Annotated in this window: 17 protein-coding genes and 1 tRNA gene; 6 read left to right on the plus strand and 12 right to left on the minus strand. The window is 46.3% G+C overall.

Translation table 11 applies throughout. The annotated features are described in order from the left end of the window. Nucleotides 1-2 precede the first annotated feature (2 nt). From CL55_RS08495 to CL55_RS08505, 3 genes are read left to right on the plus strand one after another with little or no spacing between them, the layout of a single operon-like run. The gene (locus CL55_RS08495; RefSeq protein WP_046329347.1) at nucleotides 3-923 is read left to right on the plus strand and encodes a branched-chain amino acid ABC transporter permease; all 921 of its coding nucleotides are present in this window, start codon (nucleotides 3-5) and stop codon (nucleotides 921-923) included. Next, a complete protein-coding gene (locus CL55_RS08500) occupies nucleotides 924-1,847 on the plus strand; it encodes a branched-chain amino acid ABC transporter permease (RefSeq protein ID WP_046330700.1) in 924 nt (307 codons plus the stop codon). A gap of 51 nt (nucleotides 1,848-1,898) precedes the next feature. Further along, the gene (locus tag CL55_RS08505) at nucleotides 1,899-2,849 is read left to right on the plus strand and encodes a winged helix-turn-helix transcriptional regulator (RefSeq protein ID WP_046330701.1); all 951 of its coding nucleotides are present in this window, start codon (nucleotides 1,899-1,901) and stop codon (nucleotides 2,847-2,849) included. Nucleotides 2,850-3,067: 218 nt separating this feature from the next. Here CL55_RS08505 and CL55_RS08510 read toward each other — a convergent pair whose 3' ends face one another. From CL55_RS08510 to CL55_RS08525, 4 genes are read right to left on the minus strand one after another with little or no spacing between them, the layout of a single operon-like run. Further along, on the minus strand, nucleotides 3,068-4,042 hold the full coding sequence (locus tag CL55_RS08510) for a Bug family tripartite tricarboxylate transporter substrate binding protein (RefSeq protein ID WP_046330702.1): 975 nt from the start codon (nucleotides 4,040-4,042) through the stop codon (nucleotides 3,068-3,070). Between the two features lie 12 nt (nucleotides 4,043-4,054). Continuing rightward, complete coding sequence (locus tag CL55_RS08515; RefSeq protein ID WP_046330703.1) at nucleotides 4,055-4,450, minus strand: VOC family protein; 396 nt, start codon at nucleotides 4,448-4,450, stop codon at nucleotides 4,055-4,057. A gap of 10 nt (nucleotides 4,451-4,460) precedes the next feature. Beyond that, nucleotides 4,461-5,375 carry a hydroxymethylglutaryl-CoA lyase gene (locus tag CL55_RS08520; protein ID WP_046331272.1) on the minus strand — a complete coding sequence of 305 codons (915 nt, stop codon included), beginning with the start codon at nucleotides 5,373-5,375 and terminating at the stop codon, nucleotides 4,461-4,463. Between the two features lie 7 nt (nucleotides 5,376-5,382). Next, nucleotides 5,383-6,576 (minus strand): CaiB/BaiF CoA transferase family protein, encoded by a 1,194-nt coding sequence (locus CL55_RS08525; protein WP_046330704.1) that lies wholly within the window; start codon nucleotides 6,574-6,576, stop codon nucleotides 5,383-5,385. A gap of 114 nt (nucleotides 6,577-6,690) precedes the next feature. Between CL55_RS08525 and CL55_RS08530 the strand changes: the two genes are divergently transcribed. Continuing rightward, on the plus strand, nucleotides 6,691-7,620 hold the full coding sequence (locus tag CL55_RS08530) for a LysR family transcriptional regulator (RefSeq protein ID WP_046330705.1): 930 nt from the start codon (nucleotides 6,691-6,693) through the stop codon (nucleotides 7,618-7,620). A gap of 180 nt (nucleotides 7,621-7,800) precedes the next feature. Here CL55_RS08530 and CL55_RS08535 read toward each other — a convergent pair whose 3' ends face one another. The 3 genes from CL55_RS08535 to rpoD all read right to left on the minus strand — a co-directional run bounded on the left by CL55_RS08535 (nucleotide 7,801) and on the right by rpoD (nucleotide 10,398). Beyond that, nucleotides 7,801-8,073 carry a cupin domain-containing protein gene (locus CL55_RS08535; RefSeq protein ID WP_052728812.1) on the minus strand — a complete coding sequence of 91 codons (273 nt, stop codon included), beginning with the start codon at nucleotides 8,071-8,073 and terminating at the stop codon, nucleotides 7,801-7,803. Nucleotides 8,074-8,148: 75 nt separating this feature from the next. Further along, nucleotides 8,149-8,225 (minus strand) — tRNA-Ile (locus CL55_RS08540). Between the two features lie 13 nt (nucleotides 8,226-8,238). After that, nucleotides 8,239-10,398, minus strand: a complete 2,160-nt coding sequence (gene rpoD, locus CL55_RS08545) for an RNA polymerase sigma factor RpoD (protein ID WP_237150491.1) — start codon at nucleotides 10,396-10,398, stop codon at nucleotides 8,239-8,241. Between rpoD and CL55_RS10800 the strand changes: the two genes are divergently transcribed. After that, nucleotides 10,367-10,798, plus strand: coding sequence for a hypothetical protein (locus tag CL55_RS10800; protein WP_237150492.1), 432 nt, complete (start codon nucleotides 10,367-10,369; stop codon nucleotides 10,796-10,798). The two genes, rpoD and CL55_RS10800, sit on opposite strands and share 32 nt — an antisense overlap. Before the next feature lie 216 nt (nucleotides 10,799-11,014). On the opposite strand, the gene dnaG is transcribed toward CL55_RS10800, so the two are convergent. The 3 genes from dnaG to rpsU form a co-directional block, all read right to left on the minus strand. After that, nucleotides 11,015-12,964, minus strand: coding sequence for a DNA primase (gene dnaG / locus CL55_RS08550; RefSeq protein WP_046330707.1), 1,950 nt, complete (start codon nucleotides 12,962-12,964; stop codon nucleotides 11,015-11,017). Nucleotides 12,965-12,993: 29 nt separating this feature from the next. Beyond that, nucleotides 12,994-13,440, minus strand: coding sequence for a GatB/YqeY domain-containing protein (locus CL55_RS08555; protein ID WP_046331274.1), 447 nt, complete (start codon nucleotides 13,438-13,440; stop codon nucleotides 12,994-12,996). A 119-nt stretch (nucleotides 13,441-13,559) separates the two neighbouring features. Then, nucleotides 13,560-13,772 carry a 30S ribosomal protein S21 gene (gene rpsU / locus CL55_RS08560; protein WP_011903537.1) on the minus strand — a complete coding sequence of 71 codons (213 nt, stop codon included), beginning with the start codon at nucleotides 13,770-13,772 and terminating at the stop codon, nucleotides 13,560-13,562. A gap of 77 nt (nucleotides 13,773-13,849) precedes the next feature. On the opposite strand from rpsU, the gene tsaD reads away from it, so the two are divergent. Continuing rightward, nucleotides 13,850-14,923, plus strand: a complete 1,074-nt coding sequence (tsaD, locus tag CL55_RS08565) for a tRNA (adenosine(37)-N6)-threonylcarbamoyltransferase complex transferase subunit TsaD (protein WP_046330708.1) — start codon at nucleotides 13,850-13,852, stop codon at nucleotides 14,921-14,923. A gap of 16 nt (nucleotides 14,924-14,939) precedes the next feature. Here the strand turns inward: tsaD and folE2 are convergent, their stop codons facing one another. Further along, complete coding sequence (folE2, locus tag CL55_RS08570; RefSeq protein WP_046330709.1) at nucleotides 14,940-15,767, minus strand: GTP cyclohydrolase FolE2; 828 nt, start codon at nucleotides 15,765-15,767, stop codon at nucleotides 14,940-14,942. A 25-nt stretch (nucleotides 15,768-15,792) separates the two neighbouring features. Continuing rightward, nucleotides 15,793-17,697 carry a 1-deoxy-D-xylulose-5-phosphate synthase gene (dxs, locus tag CL55_RS08575; RefSeq protein WP_046330710.1) on the minus strand — a complete coding sequence of 635 codons (1,905 nt, stop codon included), beginning with the start codon at nucleotides 17,695-17,697 and terminating at the stop codon, nucleotides 15,793-15,795. Nucleotides 17,698-17,704 lie beyond the last annotated feature (7 nt).

Here is a 17,704-nt window from a genome sequence, read left to right on the forward strand (position 1 = left end):
ATATGTTTGAACTTCTTGGAATTACCCCACAAGGGCTGGCTGCTCAGCTCTTAGTGGGGCTTATTAATGGCTCTTTCTATGCCATTTTGAGTTTGGGCCTAGCTATTATCTTTGGCTTACTCAACATCATTAATTTTTCGCATGGTGCTCAGTACACCATGGGAGCTTTTATTGCGTGGATTGGTTTGACTCAAGTTGGCCAATGGTTTGGATTTCCTGATTTCTCAATTAATTATTGGTTTGCATTAATTTTGGTGCCTTTGGTAATGGCAGGCTTTGGTTTAATTCTTGAGCGCACAATGCTCAAACGCCTATATCACCTTGATCACCTTTATGGCCTGCTATTAACTTTTGGATTGGCTTTGATTATTGAGGGCATGTTCCGCCATTGGTACGGAATTTCTGGCGAGAGTTATCCGGCACCTGAACTATTACAAGGCGTTATTCCATTAGAGTCGATTGGCATTATTTTGCCCAAATATCGTTTGTGGGTAGTGATTGCCTCTTTGGTGGTTTGTTTCTCCACCTGGTATGTCATTGAGAGAACGAAGTTGGGTTCTTATCTTCGCGCTGGAACTGAAAATCCAAAACTACTTCAGGCGTTCGGCATCAACGTCCCTTTGATGATTTCTTTGGCTTATGCCTATGGTGTTGGTTTGGCTGGTTTTGCTGGTGTTCTGGCCGCACCTATTTTTCAAGTCAACCCACTGATGGGTTCGAACCTCATCATTGTAGTTTTTGCAGTTGTCGTGATTGGTGGCATGGGCTCCATCATGGGTTCTATCTTGACTGGCCTCGCTTTAGGTTTGATTGAGGGCTTAACTAAAGTGTTTTATCCAGAAGCATCTGGCGTGGTTATTTTTGTGATCATGGCAATTGTGTTGCTCATTCGCCCTGCTGGACTTTTCGGCCGGGAGAAATAAGTGAGTTTAAAAATAAAATTGCTTTATGGCATTTTGGTTTTAATTGCCCTGCTGCTGCCCTTTCAGGACTTTATCTATTTAGTGTTTGCAATGAAGGTGTTGTGCTTCGCCCTTTTTGCTTGCGCCTTTAATTTGTTACTAGGCTTTACTGGTCTTCTTTCTTTTGGCCACGCCGCCTTCTTTGGAACCGCCGCCTACATTACTGCGTATTTTTGTAAAGAAGCCGGCCTATCCCCTGAGTTGGGAGTTGTCTTGGGCGTCTTGGGCTCTGGCATTTTAGGATTTTTGATTGGCTCCTTAGCAATTCGTCGTCAAGGCATTTATTTTGCGATGGTGACATTGGCGCTTTCCCAAATGGTTTACTTTTTGGCGGTACAACTTCCATTCACTGGTGGCGAGGACGGCATTCAAGGGGTGCCACGTGGCATGCTGTTTGGCTTGATTGATTTAAAAGATGACGTCAGCATGTATTACTTTGTTTTGGCTATTTTCTTGCTTGGATTTGCGCTGATCGTTCGTACTGTGCATTCTCCTTTTGGCCAGGTTTTAAAAGCTATTCGTGAGAATGAACCGCGTGCAGTTTCTTTGGGTTACGACGTTGACCGTTTTAAGTTAATGTCTTTCGTGATTTCAGCCGCCCTCTCTGGTTTGGCAGGGTCGATGAAGTCTTTAGTATTCCAGTTAGCAACGTTGACCGATGTTCACTGGCATATGTCAGGCGAAGTTGTTTTGATGACCTTATTGGGCGGCATGGGAACCATTCTTGGTCCAGTGGTTGGCGCCGGCATTGTGGTCGGCTTGCAAAACTATTTAGCCAATATTGGATCTTGGAGCACTATTGCAACTGGATTTATCTTTGTTGTTTGTGTCTTGGCTTTTCGTCGAGGCGTTGTTGGTGAAATTACGGCCATATTTAAAAAATAGTAGAAAATATCACTCATAGTGAACAAACTCGCAGAAAACATTGAACCAATCATGGCGGAGGCATGCTCCGTCAGAAGAACAGTCAACATAATTGGTGATGGCTGGTCTTTTATGATTCTAAGAGAATGTTACTTTGGCGTACGCCGCTTTCAAGATTTTCAAGAAATCTTAAATATTCCTCGCGGAACTCTAACGGCAAGATTGAATACGTTGGTTGCTGAAAATATCCTGAGAAAGACAACATCCGACCCAAGTAAAAAACGACTTGAATATAGACTTACGAAACAAGGTATTGATTTATATAAAGTGATGATTGCGCTAATGTCATATGGAGATAAGTGGATTGATGCATCTCCAAAACAACCCCTAAAGTTAAAACATAAAATATGTAATCACGAATCCCACCCGTTTGTAGGGTGCCCCCATTGCAGACAAGAAATTACTGCCTCAGAAGTTACCTATAGAAATGGGCCAGGATTTGGACTTGAGTCCGCGTATCCGGGACCTAAACTTCGTAAGTCCGCTGACCCTTTATTGATTGAAAGAAGAAGACCAAGCTCGGTTGCTAGGGCATTACGAACTATTGGGGATCAGTGGGGCTTCATGGTGCTTAGGGAGGCATTCTTCAAGGTGAGGCGATTTGATCAAATCCAAGCTAAGCTGGGAATTGCACCCAACACCTTAGCTAACCGACTTAATCACTTTTTAAATGAAGGTATGTTTCAAAAAGTTCAGTATCAAAGCAATCCAGAGCGCTTTGAATATCGATTGACACCAAAAGGTCGAGCAATATTTTCTAGTTTTATGGCCATGCTTGCATGGGGGGATAAGTGGCTATCCAAAGATGGTCCTCCAATCATATTGAGCCATCAAAAATGTGGGCATGACTTCACACCTTTAGTAATGTGCGACTTCTGTAAGAATGAAATTCATGCAAAAGACATGCACTATGACACTGTATATTCCGATCCAAAAAAATCCGTTCAGCACACAGACTCATAATAATTCACCAAAATCTATAAACACCTCATAACTCTAATTTCAAACCGATTTATCTATGGGGCTGCCATTAAAACTGTGCAATTTTGCCTACACACTTTTTGACCCTCCAAGCGTTACTTAAAGTAACGCTCAAATGATTAAACCTAACCTTTAGTCTCAAAAGCTAGCTTTTTGTGAGTTTTAGGTCCTATTTAGGTTCTCTGGTTATGAGTCCTGCTTTAATCAATTGTCATTTTAGAAGTTTGAATCACTTTACCCCAGCGATCCAACTCCTTGCGTGTGAAGTCACCCAGCTCTGCAGGCGTCATTGTTTGAATAGTTGTTCCAGCGCCGTCCGCTCTAGTTCTGGCTTCTGGCGAGTTCAAAGCCGATCCCAGTGCTAGATTCAGTTTTTGGATGATCTCTGGATTAGTGCCTGCAGGCGCAAACATGGCAAACCATGAATCTAATTCATAATTTGGCAAGCCAGCCTCATCTGTTGTTGGCATCTGTGGCAAAGCGCCAAGGCGCTTCTTTCCAGTTACGGCTAAACCACGCAAGCTTCCCGCTTGAATTTGACTGACAACGCCAGCTGGAGTTGTAATAAACATATCAACCTGCCCACCTATTAAATCTTGAACTGCAGGGCCCGATCCGCGATAAGGAATATGGGTAATGAATGTTCCTGTTTGTTGTTTAAAGAGTTCACCTGCAATGTGTTGAATGGATCCAGATCCCGAAGAGGCGTAATTCAGCTTACCAGGATTCTTCTTTGCATACGAAATCAGTTCCTTCAAATTATTAATTGGTAACTTAGGGTTAATTGCAATCACCTGCGGAGCTACCGTCATCATCCCTACTGGAGCAAAATCACGAATCGGGTCCCAGCCCGCCTGCTTAAATAAATGGGGATTTCCAACATGGTATCCGCTGTAACTCACGAGCAAGGTATAGCCATCGGGCTTGGATCGGGCAACGAATTGATTTCCAATATTGCCGGATCCTCCGGGTTTATTGTCAACTAGTACCGGGACACCTAATGTCTTACTCATGGATTCCGCCACCAGCCGCGCAGAAAAATCGGTTGTTCCTCCCGGCGCTGTTGGCACAACTAAGGTGATTGGCTTATTAGGCCAGCTTTGAGCCTGTACACCAGCGGATGCAAAGAAAATACAGATGAGGCTGGTTGCAATTAATTTGATATTTTTGAGCATGGTATTTAGTCCTTAAGTAGTTAGCTCGGAAATCTCAATCAAATTCTGATCGGGATCGCGTACGTAAACGGAATTGATTTTTTGAGTTGCGCCTGTCCGAATGACTGGCCCCTCAATAATGGGCCACTGCACTTGATTTAACTTGGCCATTACTTCATTCAGTGGTCGGTCAGCAATAAAACATAAATCCAAGGATCCCGGCGTTGGAATATCGGCCTTGGGCTCAAACTCTTTCCCTTTGATGTGTAGATTAATCTTTTGATTACCAAAACGAAAGGCTTTGCGTTCAACCGGCGGCGTTCCGCCAATAAAAGACTCGAGCTGCATACCGAGTACCCGGGTGTAAAAATCAATGCAGGCCGCTTCTTTTGCGGTTGTTAAAACCAGGTGGTCTAAGTGATCAATCATATCGCTCTCCCTATTGGCATGGCGGCTCTGGATGCAGATCATGAATGCGCCCGGCTTTAGCGACTTGACCAGGAATATCATGCCCCACAATCCGGGGGAGTCCTTTTGCAATCGACAGCAGTGCATCTAATTGAATACCTGTGTCATATCCCATCGCATCCACCATGTGAATGGCGTCTTCACTGCATACGTTACCACTAGCTCCAGGGGCATAAGGACAGCCCCCTAAACCTCCCAATGAGCCGTCAAATCGGGTAATTCCAGACTCTACCGAAGCTAGTATGTTCGCTAATCCCATGCCCCTCGTATTATGAAAATGCATGGTGAGCTGCAGGTGTTTGAATTGATTGTGGAGGACGTCGATCATTTTTTTCACCTGCACAGGCTGAGCCATACCCGTCGTGTCACAAATGGTCACACCACGAACGCCTAAGTTATCAAAACGACTTACATAATTCATAACAACATCTTGGGGAACGTCCCCTTCCATCGGGCAACCAAATGCAGTTGATAAAGAAACGTTGATTGGGATTCGGCCGTTGATGAATTCAATAACCTCACGCAAAGCTGAGAAACTCTCTTCACGCCCCATCCGTAAATTACTGCGATTATGGGTTTCTGAAGTTGACATGACTAAATTCAGCTCATCTGCTTTTGAATCTAAGGCGCGCTGTGCGCCCCGTAAATTAGGCACCAAAACCGAATACTCCACTTTGGGATTGCGCTGAATTCGGCTCATCACTTCTTCAGCATCTTTCAGCATCGGAATTGCTTTGGGCGATGTAAATGAGGTGACCTCTACCTTTGCATAACCACATTGACTTAAGGCGTCGATCAATTCAATTTTTTGATCGGTTGGAATAAAGTTTGGCTCAATCTGAAAACCATCCCGCGTGGCAACTTCATTAAAGTAAATTCGATTCATATTCATCTCAGTGTGTAAATGCAATACCTTTATCTTTTAAAGCGGCAATCTGCTGGCTAGTAAGTCCAATCTCCTGCAAGATTTGATCAGTTTGCTCCCCCACCTCGGGTGCTAACGATTTCATCGAGCCCGGGGTTCTTGATAGCTTTGGAATAATGCCAGGAACCTGAAGTGCACTGCCATCCTTCAAGTAAATTGTTTCGATCATTCCGCGGGCGTGGTAGTGCGGATCCTTGGCAATATCTTCAATCGTAAATATCTTTCCGGCAGGAACACTGGCATGATCCAGTGCTTCAAGAGCCTGTTCTACCGAAATCTGACTGGCCCAAACGCCGATTGCCTGATCCAACTCATCAACCCGCTTCACTCGCCCATCATTACTGGCGAATTCTGCATCTTCAGCCAAATCTTCTCGTCCTATGAGTTTCATGAGGCGCTTGAAAATACTATCGCCATTGCCTGCAATCAAAACGTATTTTCCATCCTGGCACTGGTATGCATTGGATGGCGCGATACCAGGTAATGCACTGCCAGCTGCTTGGCGGACTTCACCAAACGCACTGTATTCTGGTAATAAACTCTCCATGCAATTAAACACCGCCTCATACAGTGCAATATCGATGACTTGTCCTTTGCCACTGGTGTGCCGCTCCTGTAATGCGAGCAGTATTCCAATAACACCATGCAGTGCGGCGAGAGTATCTCCAATGCTGACACCGACTCGTACTGGAGTTCTCCCAAGCTCAGCAGTTAAATGTCGTAAACCACCCATTGCTTCAGCTACTACGCCAAATCCAGGCTTATCACGGTAAGGACCTGTCTGCCCATAACCACTAATGCGCAGCACGATTAATTTGGGATTGATCAGCAGCAAATCCTGAGGGTCTAGACCCCAAGACTCCAAGGTGCCTGGACGAAAATTCTCAATCAGAATATCCGCCTCCTTTATCAGACTCCTGACAATCTCCTGCGCTTCAAAGAGTTTCAAGTCCAATGAGAGTGAACGCTTATTACGCGACTGAACCTGCCACCAAACCGATGTACCGTCTTTTAGCAAGCGCCATTTGCGCAGGGCATCTCCAACAATTGGTGCCTCGATCTTAATAACATCCGCACCAAAATCGGCCAATGTTTTTGCAGCAAAAGGCCCAGCAATGAGCTGACCCATTTCAATTACTTTGAGATTTGCTAAAGGCTCCATGGTCATTCTTAAGATAATTTGGTTGTCTTACTTTATGTCGGTTTAAGGCTTTTGTGAATTGCTTTATACAGCACAAGCCTTCTCATTTTGCGAAGGCTTAGCTAGAATAGCTTCATGCACAATCCAATCAATCCCGGCAGAGTCGATTTTGTCACCCTCAAGCTCTTTTGTGCTGTTGCAAAAGCGCAAAGCATTACCAAAGGCGCTCAAGAATGCAGCTTAGCTCTCTCGGCAGCTAGCCGGCGCATGTCTGAACTAGAAGAAACCGTGGGTCTTATTTTATTGGAGCGCTCCGCAAAAGGTGTGACCCTGACGCAAGCTGGTCATACCGTTATGCAACATGCATTACGGCTGTTCCAAGGCTTCGAGCAATTCAGCAATGAGATCGGCGACTACTCAAAGGGGATTAAAGGGCATGTGCGACTTTGGGCCAATATGTCTGCACTCTCTGAATTTCTACCCTCAGCACTTGCCTCTTTTTTATTACAGCACCCCCAAATCCAGGTTGAGGTTGAGGAGCAACTCAGTAGCGATATCGTCAAAGCGTTGGTTGATGGTATTGCAGATATTGGCGTATTTGCCGAGGGGACACCGGTCACCGGCCTAGACACTGTAGTTATAGGCGGTGATGAACTTGTGATTGCATGCAGTAAAGATCACCCGCTCCACAAAAATAAAAATAAGATCGTTTCGTTTAAAGATTGTCTTCAATATGACTTTGTTGGCCTAAATCGCGGTAGCGCCTTGCTGGAACTCACGTCAAGGCATGCAGAAAAGTTGGGGGAACGGATGCGCCTGCGTATTCAGGTACGTAGTTATGATGCGATGTGCAAAATGATCTCTGCCAATTTAGGAATCGGAGTGATGCCGATTCAAGCTTGCTCCGCTCACTTGCAGGCTATGGATCTTGCTGCCATAAAAATCAGGGATCCTTGGTCGGCACGAAATCTCTTGTTAGCTACCAATGCAGGCTCCGCACTATCTCCATCCTCTGCCCTGTTAGTCGAGTTTCTGAATAAAAACTGTCAACCTAAGCGCAAATAAAAAACGACCTAGGAATTTTCCCCTAAGTCGTTGATATTTCTGGTGAGTCCACCAAGACCTGAATCTAGGTTCTAGGATATTAGATTATTAATCTAACAAATAGGACCGAAAAGTGTGTCATAAAAAAATAATTCAGCCCTATAAACTGAAGGCTAGCTTATAGCAATTAATCCAATCACTTTATTCTTTACGGCTGGCCAAGTAGCGCACACCTTTCACGCCATAACGCTCAGAATGTAATTGATTCGGCTCTAAATGAAAGACATCCCCAGATCGATAGACAGTCGTTTTTCCATTAATCTCGATCTCTATTTCCCCATCGAGAACAAGAGCCATGGGCTCAAAATCATGGCGATGCGGACCTAGCTCACCAGCATCACGCTCAACCAACACAGCCGCAGGAAATCCCTTTTCTTTTAACAGAGCTTCAAAAGTGGTGTGATTTATAGGCATTTATATATTTAACCTCAAAATAGAATCAAAAGAAATGAAAAAAAATACCAGCCCGAAGACTGGTATTTTCATTTCTGGTGGGCCCACCAGGACTTGAACCTGGGACCAAAGGATTATGAGTCCTCTGCTCTAACCAACTGAGCTATAGGCCCGTTAGTCTTTGGATCAATCCTCTTCGAGGAAGGTCTTGAGTTTGTCGCTACGGCTTGGATGACGCATTTTTCTCAAGGCCTTAGCTTCAATCTGACGAATACGCTCACGTGTCACATCAAACTGCTTACCCACTTCTTCGAGAGTATGGTCTGTGCTCATCTCAACACCAAAGCGCATACGCAATACTTTTGCTTCGCGTGGTGTTAATGAATCTAGAACGTCCTTCACTACATCGCGCATCGAGTCATGCAAAGCTGCTTCAGCTGGTGCCAAAGTATTGCTATCTTCAATGAAGTCACCCAAGTTTGAGTCCGCATCGTCACCAATTGGTGTTTCCATGGAGATTGGCTCTTTAGCAATCTTCATAATCTTACGAATCTTGTCCTCAGGAATTTCCATCTTGAGAGCCAAGGTTGCAGCATCTGGCTCATGACCAGTCTCTTGCAAGATTTGACGGCTAATACGGTTCATCTTGTTGATCGTCTCAATCATATGAACTGGGATACGGATCGTACGTGCCTGGTCAGCAATAGAACGGGTAATCGCCTGACGAATCCACCAAGTCGCATAAGTAGAGAACTTATAACCACGACGGTATTCAAACTTATCTACCGCCTTCATCAAACCGATATTACCTTCCTGAATCAAGTCCAAGAACTGCAAACCACGGTTAGTGTATTTCTTAGCAATCGAGATTACCAAACGTAAGTTGGCAACCGTCATCTCACGTTTCGCTTCACGCGCACGCTTCTCACCAGCAATCATCTGCTTGTTTACTTCTTTTAATTCTGGGAGTGGCAATACAACACGCGTCTGAATGTCGATCAACTTCTGCTGTAATTCCTGAATCGCTGGGACGTTACGTTGCAGCAATGCGGTGTATGGCTTGTTTTCTTTGAGGAGCTTAGTTACCCACTCTAGATTCATCGACATTTTCGGGAAGTCTTTTAATACTTCGCTACGATTAACACCAACTTTATCTACCAACAAGCTCACAATGCCACGCTCGAGCTTCCAAACTTGGTCCACTTGTGAACGCATGGTGTCACATAATTTCTCAACACTTTTTGCAGTCAAGCGGAAACCAAGCAACTCGCCACGAATAGCTTCTTGCGCCTTGATATACGCTGGACAGTTATAGCCCTCTTTATCAAAAGCACGACGCATCTTGTCAGACTGGGTGCGCACAATTGCAAACTTCTCTAGAGAGATCTGCTTTAACTCCTCGAGTTGCTTAGCGTTAGCTGTAGCTGCACCACCGCCGCCGCCTTCATCTTCACCGCCTTCATCGTCGCCCTCTTCAGCATCTGGGTCAATCTCTGGCTCTTCAGGTCCAAGCTTAATATCTTCAGCATTAGGATCAACCAATCCATCTACAAACTGATCAATCTCCATCTCGCCACTAGCAATCTTGTCTACGTTAGCCAAGATCTCGCCAATGGTGACAGGGCAAGCAGCCAAAGCCATCACCATATCTTTAAGGCCTGCTTCAATCTTCTTCGCGATCACGATCTCGCCTTCGCGAGTCAGCAAATCGACAGTACCCATCTCGCGCATATACATACGCACTGGATCGGTTGTACGGCCGAACTCTGAGTCAACAGTAGCTAAAGCAGCTTCAGCCTCTTCTTCAGCCTCTTCTTCGGAAGTGGTTGCTGAAGCATTTTCATTGAGGAGGAGCGTCTCAGCATCTGGAGCCTGCTCATACACAGTAATGTTGATGTCGTTTAAGAGGCTGATCAATGTTTCTAATGCATCGGCATCTGACAACTCATCAGACATCACGTCATTCATTTCGCCATGAGTTAAGTAACCCTTGGACTTACCCATTTTGATCAATGTCTTTAGACGGGTACGACGTAGTTCTTGCTGCTCTTCAGAGCCTAACTGTTGTGCTGCGAATTCTTTTAAGAGTGCTTTTTCTTTTGCCTTACGCTCGCGCGCTTTTTGACGATCAGTCAGAACTGGCTCAGCACCTTCCGCAGGAGCATCCGCTTTGGGTTTACGACCTTTTTTTACCTCTTCAGTCGCAACAATCTCAGTCTCAACTGCTTTTGCTTTTTTACCTTTGACTTCTTTGGCTTCCGGAACTTCCTTAGAAGCTTTAGCTGCCTTAGCAGGCTTTAACTCAACCTTAGGAGTGGCGACTTTACCTTTTTTAGGTGCTTCCACTTTTGCTACTGGTTTAGCGATGGTCTTTACTGCAGCTTTTACCGCTTTAGCGGGGGCCTTCACTAGCTTAGCTACTACTTTTGTTGGTGCCTTAGCTTTAGCTACTGGTTTAGCTAGCGCCTTAGCTTTTGCTGCTGGCTTGGCTGATGTTTTTACTAGTGCTTTAGCTTTGGCTACTGGTTTAGCAGGCGCTTTAGCTTTTGCCACTGGCTTGGCTGTTGCTTTGACTTTCGCTACTGGCTTAGCTGATGCTTTTGCTGGTGCTTTGGCTTTGGCTACTGGTTTAGCAGGTGCCTTGGCTTTTGCCGCTGGCTTGGTTGGTGCTTTGGCTTTTGCTGCTGGCTTAGCTGGCTTAGTTGATTTAGCTGCTGGTTTTTTCTTGGTATTAGGCATTTATTAGCACTTACTCACGTTACTGATGATTGTTCTCGACTGCATAGGCGCAGCCACTAAGTCCACTTGCCCCAAATTTCTTCAAAATAAAGCGCAAGTGGCTGAATTAAATCGGTTTTTTTCTGGGAATAGAGGATTATAGTCGATTGTGACTTTTTTACCCCGATCTGCACTCAAAATATGGGGTAAATTTCGGGTTTTCTGGGCTTAAATCAGAAAATGCTTAGGAGAATTTCAGTCTTTCGCCCAGTTCGCGGTATCGAGCCCGATCTTGCTCTGTAGCAGTGCTTCCGGCAATCTTTTGGGCGATTTCTGTCATTTCTGTTTTCAGATGGGTCAGCTCCAGTTTTTTGAAAGCCCCATCTAAATCTGCCATCGCTCCTTCAATCTCTAAATCCGAGCCCATTACCCGCTTTCTTAAGACTTCATAGAGCGGTGCCAACTCGCTGCGAGATAGCTGCTCTTGGAATAAAGCAAAAGCCCCAGCACCTACCGCTGGTGGCTTACCGTTTTCACCGGGAATCAATTCAACCTGATCACACTGAGTCAATAAATCCTTCATGAGCTCTAATGCTTTTTCTGAGCGCAGCTCGGAAGCCTGTAAAGCAAGCGCCCTCTTGTTAGCATCGAGTGCTTTTCCTAAATGCGGAAACTGAATCAAGACGCGCAACATTTGCTCAGCCAAATCGGTAGGAGCTTGCGGAGGTGGGATATTGATTACAGGCGCTCTTTTAGCTGAAACCTTAGAAGCCTGCCAAGGCGCGCCCTGGGTTCGGTTGCCGCTATTAGCTTGCACAAAGTTGGGTGCGCGTTGATTCGTTGTTGCATATGAACCTTGCTGCACTGGTGCAGGCACTATCGTCAATCCACAGAAAGACTCTAACTCTGCAGGTGTTGAATTCGTACGGATAGCAAGCTCACGCAAGATTTGCGTACGCAGAGCGATTGGCGGCATGGATAGCAACATCGGTTTTGCTGCATGATGCGTTTGCGCCCTTCCTTCAGGCGTTGTCAGCTCATGATCTTGACTTGCAATCTTAAAGAAGAAACTGGAAATCGACATGGCTTCTTTGATGACTTTTTCAAAGGCAGGCGCACCATAGGCACGGACATAACTATCGGGATCATGCTCTGTCGGCAAAAATAAGAAACGTATTTCTTTGTCATCTGACATTAATGGGAGGCATGCTTCTAAGGCACGTTGCGCCGCACGTTGTCCAGCAGAGTCACCATCAAAGGAAAACACAATACGATCAGTTTGGCGCAACAACATGCGTACGTGGTTTGCAGTACAAGCTGTACCTAATGTGGCTACAGCATTCGGAAAGCCTAATTGCGCAAGTGCCACAACATCCATATAGCCCTCGCACACCAAAACATATTCTTGCGAGCGGATAGCTTGCCTTGCCTCGAATAATCCGTACAGCGTATTGCCTTTAGAGAACAGTGGTGTTTCTGGAGAATTTAAATACTTGGGCTCACCTTGATCCAAGATGCGTCCACCAAAGCCAATAGTCTGACCCTTAGGATTACGAATCGGAAACATGATGCGATCACGAAAGCGATCGTAGCGTCTGGCAGTTTGGTTATTGTCAGTCTGCTCACTCTGAATGAGTAAACCACCTTCAAGCAAAGTCTTTGCCACTTCATCATTGGCATAAGTGCCAAAGACTGCTTCAAGACCCTGCCAACCATCAGGCGCATAACCCAAGGCATAACGCTTAGCGATCTCACCGGTAAGGCCGCGCCCCTTCAAATATTCCACTGCACGCGGTGCTACTTTGAGTTGTTGGCGATACCAATCGGCAGCAGCACTCATCACTTCACTTAACGCCATAGTCTGCTGTTGGCGGGCAACATCATTTGCAGTTCGCTCTTCACGCGGTACGTCCAATCCTGCAGAACGAGCTAAGTCCTCAATGGCATCGACATAACCAAGACCGGAGTACTCCATCAGAAAACTAATGGCAGAGCCGTGCGCTCCACAACCAAAGCAGTGATAGAACTGCTTGGTAGGTGATACTGAAAATGAAGGAGATTTCTCAGAATGAAAGGGGCACAAACCTTGAAAGTTCGCGCCCGCTTTTTTTAACTTCACGTGCTGCCCAACCACATCCACGATGTCAACCCGATTTAATAAATCGGCGATGAAGGATTGGGGTATGAGAGCCATCAGTATGGGATGAGGCTTAGCTGATTAACTTACTTAGCCAGCGCCGCTTTTACTAAACCAGAAACTTTGCCCATATCGGCTTTACCAGCCAATTGACCTTTGAGAATGCCAATCACTTTGCCCATATCCTGTGGACCAGCAGCACCAGTCGATGCAACTGCTGCAGCCACAGCCGCCTCTACTTCAGCATCAGACAACTGTGCGGGTAAGTAATCTTGCAGAATGACCATCTCAGCTGCTTCGATCGCTACTAAATCATCACGATTGGCTTTTTCAAATTGAGAGATGGAGTCTTTGCGCTGCTTAATCATCTTCTCGATGGTGGCGATGACACTGGCATCATCCATCACAATGCGATCATCCACTTCGCGCTGCTTGATGGCGGCCAATAGAAGACGAATAGTTCCAAGGCGCGCTACTTCTTTTGCACGCATCGCGTTTTTCATATCTTCAGTAATTTGATCTTTTAGACTCATGGCATTTTTCCCGGTATTAAATATCTCATAAATTGCTGGCGACTCAAAAGCAAAAACCCGCTGCGTTTCACCGTCAGCGGGTTTCAAAGCCTCTCGGTGAGGAGAGCTTTTAAATTCGATTAGTAAAGCTTTTTAGGCAACATCTGGCTGCGAATACGCTTGTAATGGCGTTTAGCAGCAGCCGCCTTTTTACGCTTACGCTCAGCCGTTGGCTTCTCGTAGAACTCGCGGGCACGCAAGTCTGTCAAAAGGCCATTCTTTTCAATGGTGCGCTTGAAACGGCGCAATGCCACTTCAAAAGGTTCGTTCTCACGGAGGCGGACTGTAGTCATACTTGTTTAACTCGTATATGCTCGAAAAATATCGATAAATTAACTGAAATGCGATTCTAGCACGACCAAGCAAAAAAATGATTGTTTTAGGCATAGAAACTTCTTGCGATGAGACCGGGGTAGCCCTTTATGACACTACCTCCTGGGAAAACCATGCCCCAGCCCATCAGGGCATCCTAGGACAGGCACTGCACTCCCAAATTGCTATGCATCGAGACTATGGCGGCGTTGTTCCAGAATTGGCCTCCAGAGACCACATCAGACGGGTTTTACCCCTTCTGGATGACACTTTGCATGAGGCTGGGCTTAAATTAAGGGATATTGATGCCATCGCCTATACCCAGGGCCCTGGATTAGCTGGCGCTCTGCTCGTGGGCAGTGCTTTTGCCAAATCCCTAGCTCAGGGGCTCAATTTACCCTCGATTGGGGTGCACCACCTCGAAGGGCACCTGCTTTCACCACTTTTGGGGGGTTCTGTACCGGAATTTCCTTTTATCGCCCTCCTAGTCTCAGGTGGACATACCCAGCTCATGCTGGTGAGCGGAGTTGGTAAGTACCAACTTCTGGGTGAAACCCTGGACGACGCTGCGGGTGAAGCCTTTGATAAAACAGCCAAATTATTAGGCTTGGACTACCCAGGCGGTGCCGCCATCTCCAAATTGGCAGAAAAAGGGCAATCCGGAAGATTTGATTTGCCAAGGCCAATGCTGCACTCAGGGGATTTGGACTTTTCTTTCTCTGGACTTAAAACAGCGGTTCTGAACCAGGTGAAAAAATTTGAGGCGCTGGGAATTACTGATTCTGATGAGATAGCCACTTTTCATGCGGATCTCGCACGAAGCTTTGTCGATGCCTTAGTTGCGGTACTAGTGAGCAAATCAGAGAAAGCACTCAGACAAACCGGCTGTAAACACTTAGTACTAGCAGGTGGTGTGGGTGCCAATTTGCAATTACGCGCGGCACTGAATGCCAGTGCCAAGAAGAATCGCTTCGAAGTGCACTACCCACCGGTCAATCTATGTACCGATAACGGTGTCATGATTGCTTTTGCTGGAGCACTGCGCATGTTGGCAGAAAATAACGGCTCTACAACTTCAGGCGCTTTTGATATCAAACCCCGCTGGGATTTGGCGAGCAATAATCTTACTTAGATTATTGCGGGGTTTATTACTTAGTCAGACTAATTTTGGCGTAGGCGCTATGGTTATGAATCGACTCAAAGTTCTCAGCCTCAACCACTAAAGACAAAATACGCTGATCACCTTTAAGCTGGCCCGCTACATCGCGCACTAAGTCTTCCACAAACTTCGGATTGTCATAAGCGCGCTCGGTAACCCACTTCTCATCAGGTCGCTTGAGTAAGCCCCACAACTCACTGGATGCTTGGCTCTCAGCGGCTGCAACCAAATCTTCTACCGTCATCTTGGTTTGCGAATCCAGCTCTACTGACATGGTCACGTGTGAGCGTTGATTGTGCGCACCATACTCCGAAATCTCTTTAGAGCAAGGGCATAGGCTCATCACCGGAACTAGAGCGCGCAGATTTAACTCAATATCAATTGCACCAGATGCATTTTGTTTTGCTCTTGCAGTCCAAGTCACTTCGTAATCCATCAAGCTTTCAACACCAGATACAGGCGCGGCTTTTTTTACGAAGTGGGTGTAGGTAAATTGAATGCGACCTTCAGTGGCATTGAGCAGGGGCAGCATCTCACGCACCATGACAACAACGGATGCACTATCAATAGGCTCATTGTGTTTTTGCAAGAGTGCAATGAAGCGAGACATGTGAGTGCCCTTCACATGCGCAGGCAAAGCTACATCCATTTCAAAATGGCCAACCGCTGGCATTACACCCGTCTGAGTGCGAATATTCAATGGATGACGTAATCCCCGAATCCCCACCTGCTCAATTGGTAAAGCGCGCTCGTCATGCGAAGACTGTATGTCTGGCATGGATTGCGGTTTGAGGAAGGCGGTATTGATGTCGTTCATGGCTCTATTTTCAGGCAAAAATGACTTATTTGCCTACAGCCACAGGATTTGTTGCAGTTTTAACTAGAAAACGCAGGGAAATAGCCTTTGCAATCCCCGCAACGTCCAAGCCACATTGACTCATCAAGAGTTTGTAATCACCATGCTCCACGAATACATCAGGTAGACCTAATTGCAAAAGGGGTTTGTTTATCCCCATCGCAGAAAGTGCCTCCAAGCACGCACTGCCTGCACCACCCTGAATGGCACCATCTTCAATCGTCACAAAATAATCATGGTCTTGCGCCAAAGATTTGAGAAGCTCAAGATCTAATGGTTTAACAAAACGCATATTGGCCACTGAGGCATTGATTTGTTCAGCCACTTCAAGTGCTGGATAGAGCAGAGTTCCGAAAGCCAAGATCGCTATGCGCTGACCGGCAGGCGCACTCGACTGACGACGTACTTCACCTTTACCTAATGGCACAGTACGTAATTCTTTAGAAGGAATCGTTCCGACACCAGCACCGCGTGGATAGCGCACTGCGCTTGGGTGCGGCTGATGAAATGCAGTCGTCAATAAATCACGACACTCCGCTTCGTCTGCCGGTGTCAAGACCAACATATTCGGAATACAACGTAAGAACGGAATGTCATACGCACCAGCATGTGTTGCGCCATCTGCACCCACTAATCCTGCACGATCCAATGCAAACAACACTGGCAAATCCTGAATCGCGACATCATGAATCAGTTGATCGTAGGCGCGCTGCAAGAATGTTGAGTAAATAGCTACTACTGGCTTCATACCTTCACATGCCATACCAGCAGCGAAAGTCACTGCATGCTGCTCAGCGATACCCACATCGTAATAACGCTTAGGGAAATTCTTTTCAAATTCCACTAGGCCAGAGCCTTCACGCATTGCTGGGGTAATACCAATCAATAATGGATCGGCGTGCGCCATATCGCACAACCACTCACCGAACACTTGAGTGAAGGTTTTGGGAGAAGGAGTGGTGGACTTCTTCAGACCCTCTTCTGGATTGAACTTGCTCGGACCGTGATAGAGCACTGGGTCTGCTTCAGCCAACTCATAGCCTTGACCTTTGCGAGTGACTACATGCAAGAACTGGGGACCGCGCCCCTCAAGCGCCAAGCGGCGTACGTTTTGCAACATCGGAATGAGGGCATCTAAGTCATGGCCATCGATTGGGCCGAAATAGTTGAAACCAAACTCTTCAAAAATGGTGGATGGAGAAACCATGCCCTTTGCATGATCTTCTAAGCGTTTAGCAAACTCGCGCAAAGGCGGTGCAATAGATAAAACGCTGTCGATACCCTTCTTGGTTGCAGAGTAAATATTGCCACTTAATAGTCGAGCGAGATGTCGATTGAGTGCACCTACAGCTGGCGAGATCGACATGTCGTTGTCATTCAGGATGACTACTAATGGTAGGTCCTCATACACGCCCGCATTGTTCATGGCTTCAAATGCCATTCCACCCGTCATGGCGCTATCGCCAATCACTGCAACGGCGACTTGCTTCTCACCCTTAGTTTGAAAAGCGCGAGCCATGCCCATCGCCGCAGATATACTCGTTGAAGAATGGCCGGTACCAAAGGCATCGTATTCACTTTCAGCGCGACGGGGGAAACCTGACAAACCATCCAACTGGCGCAAGCTACCCATACGCTCACGACGGCCAGTCAAAATTTTGTGCGGATAACTTTGGTGACCCACATCCCACACAATTCGATCCTGCGGTGTATCAAAAACGTAATGCAAGGCAATGGATAACTCGACCGTACCCAAGTTAGAAGAAAGATGTCCGCCCGTCTTAGATACTGAATCCAACACAAACTGGCGCAACTCATCTGCAAGCGCAGGCAGTTGCTCGCGAGAGAGTTTTTTTAGATCTGCAGGGGAATGAATGGAATTTAAAGTCATCAAATCT

Origin of the sequence: Polynucleobacter duraquae, from assembly GCF_000973625.1 — a bacterium.
Taxonomy (GTDB): Bacteria; Pseudomonadota; Gammaproteobacteria; order Burkholderiales; family Burkholderiaceae; genus Polynucleobacter; species Polynucleobacter duraquae.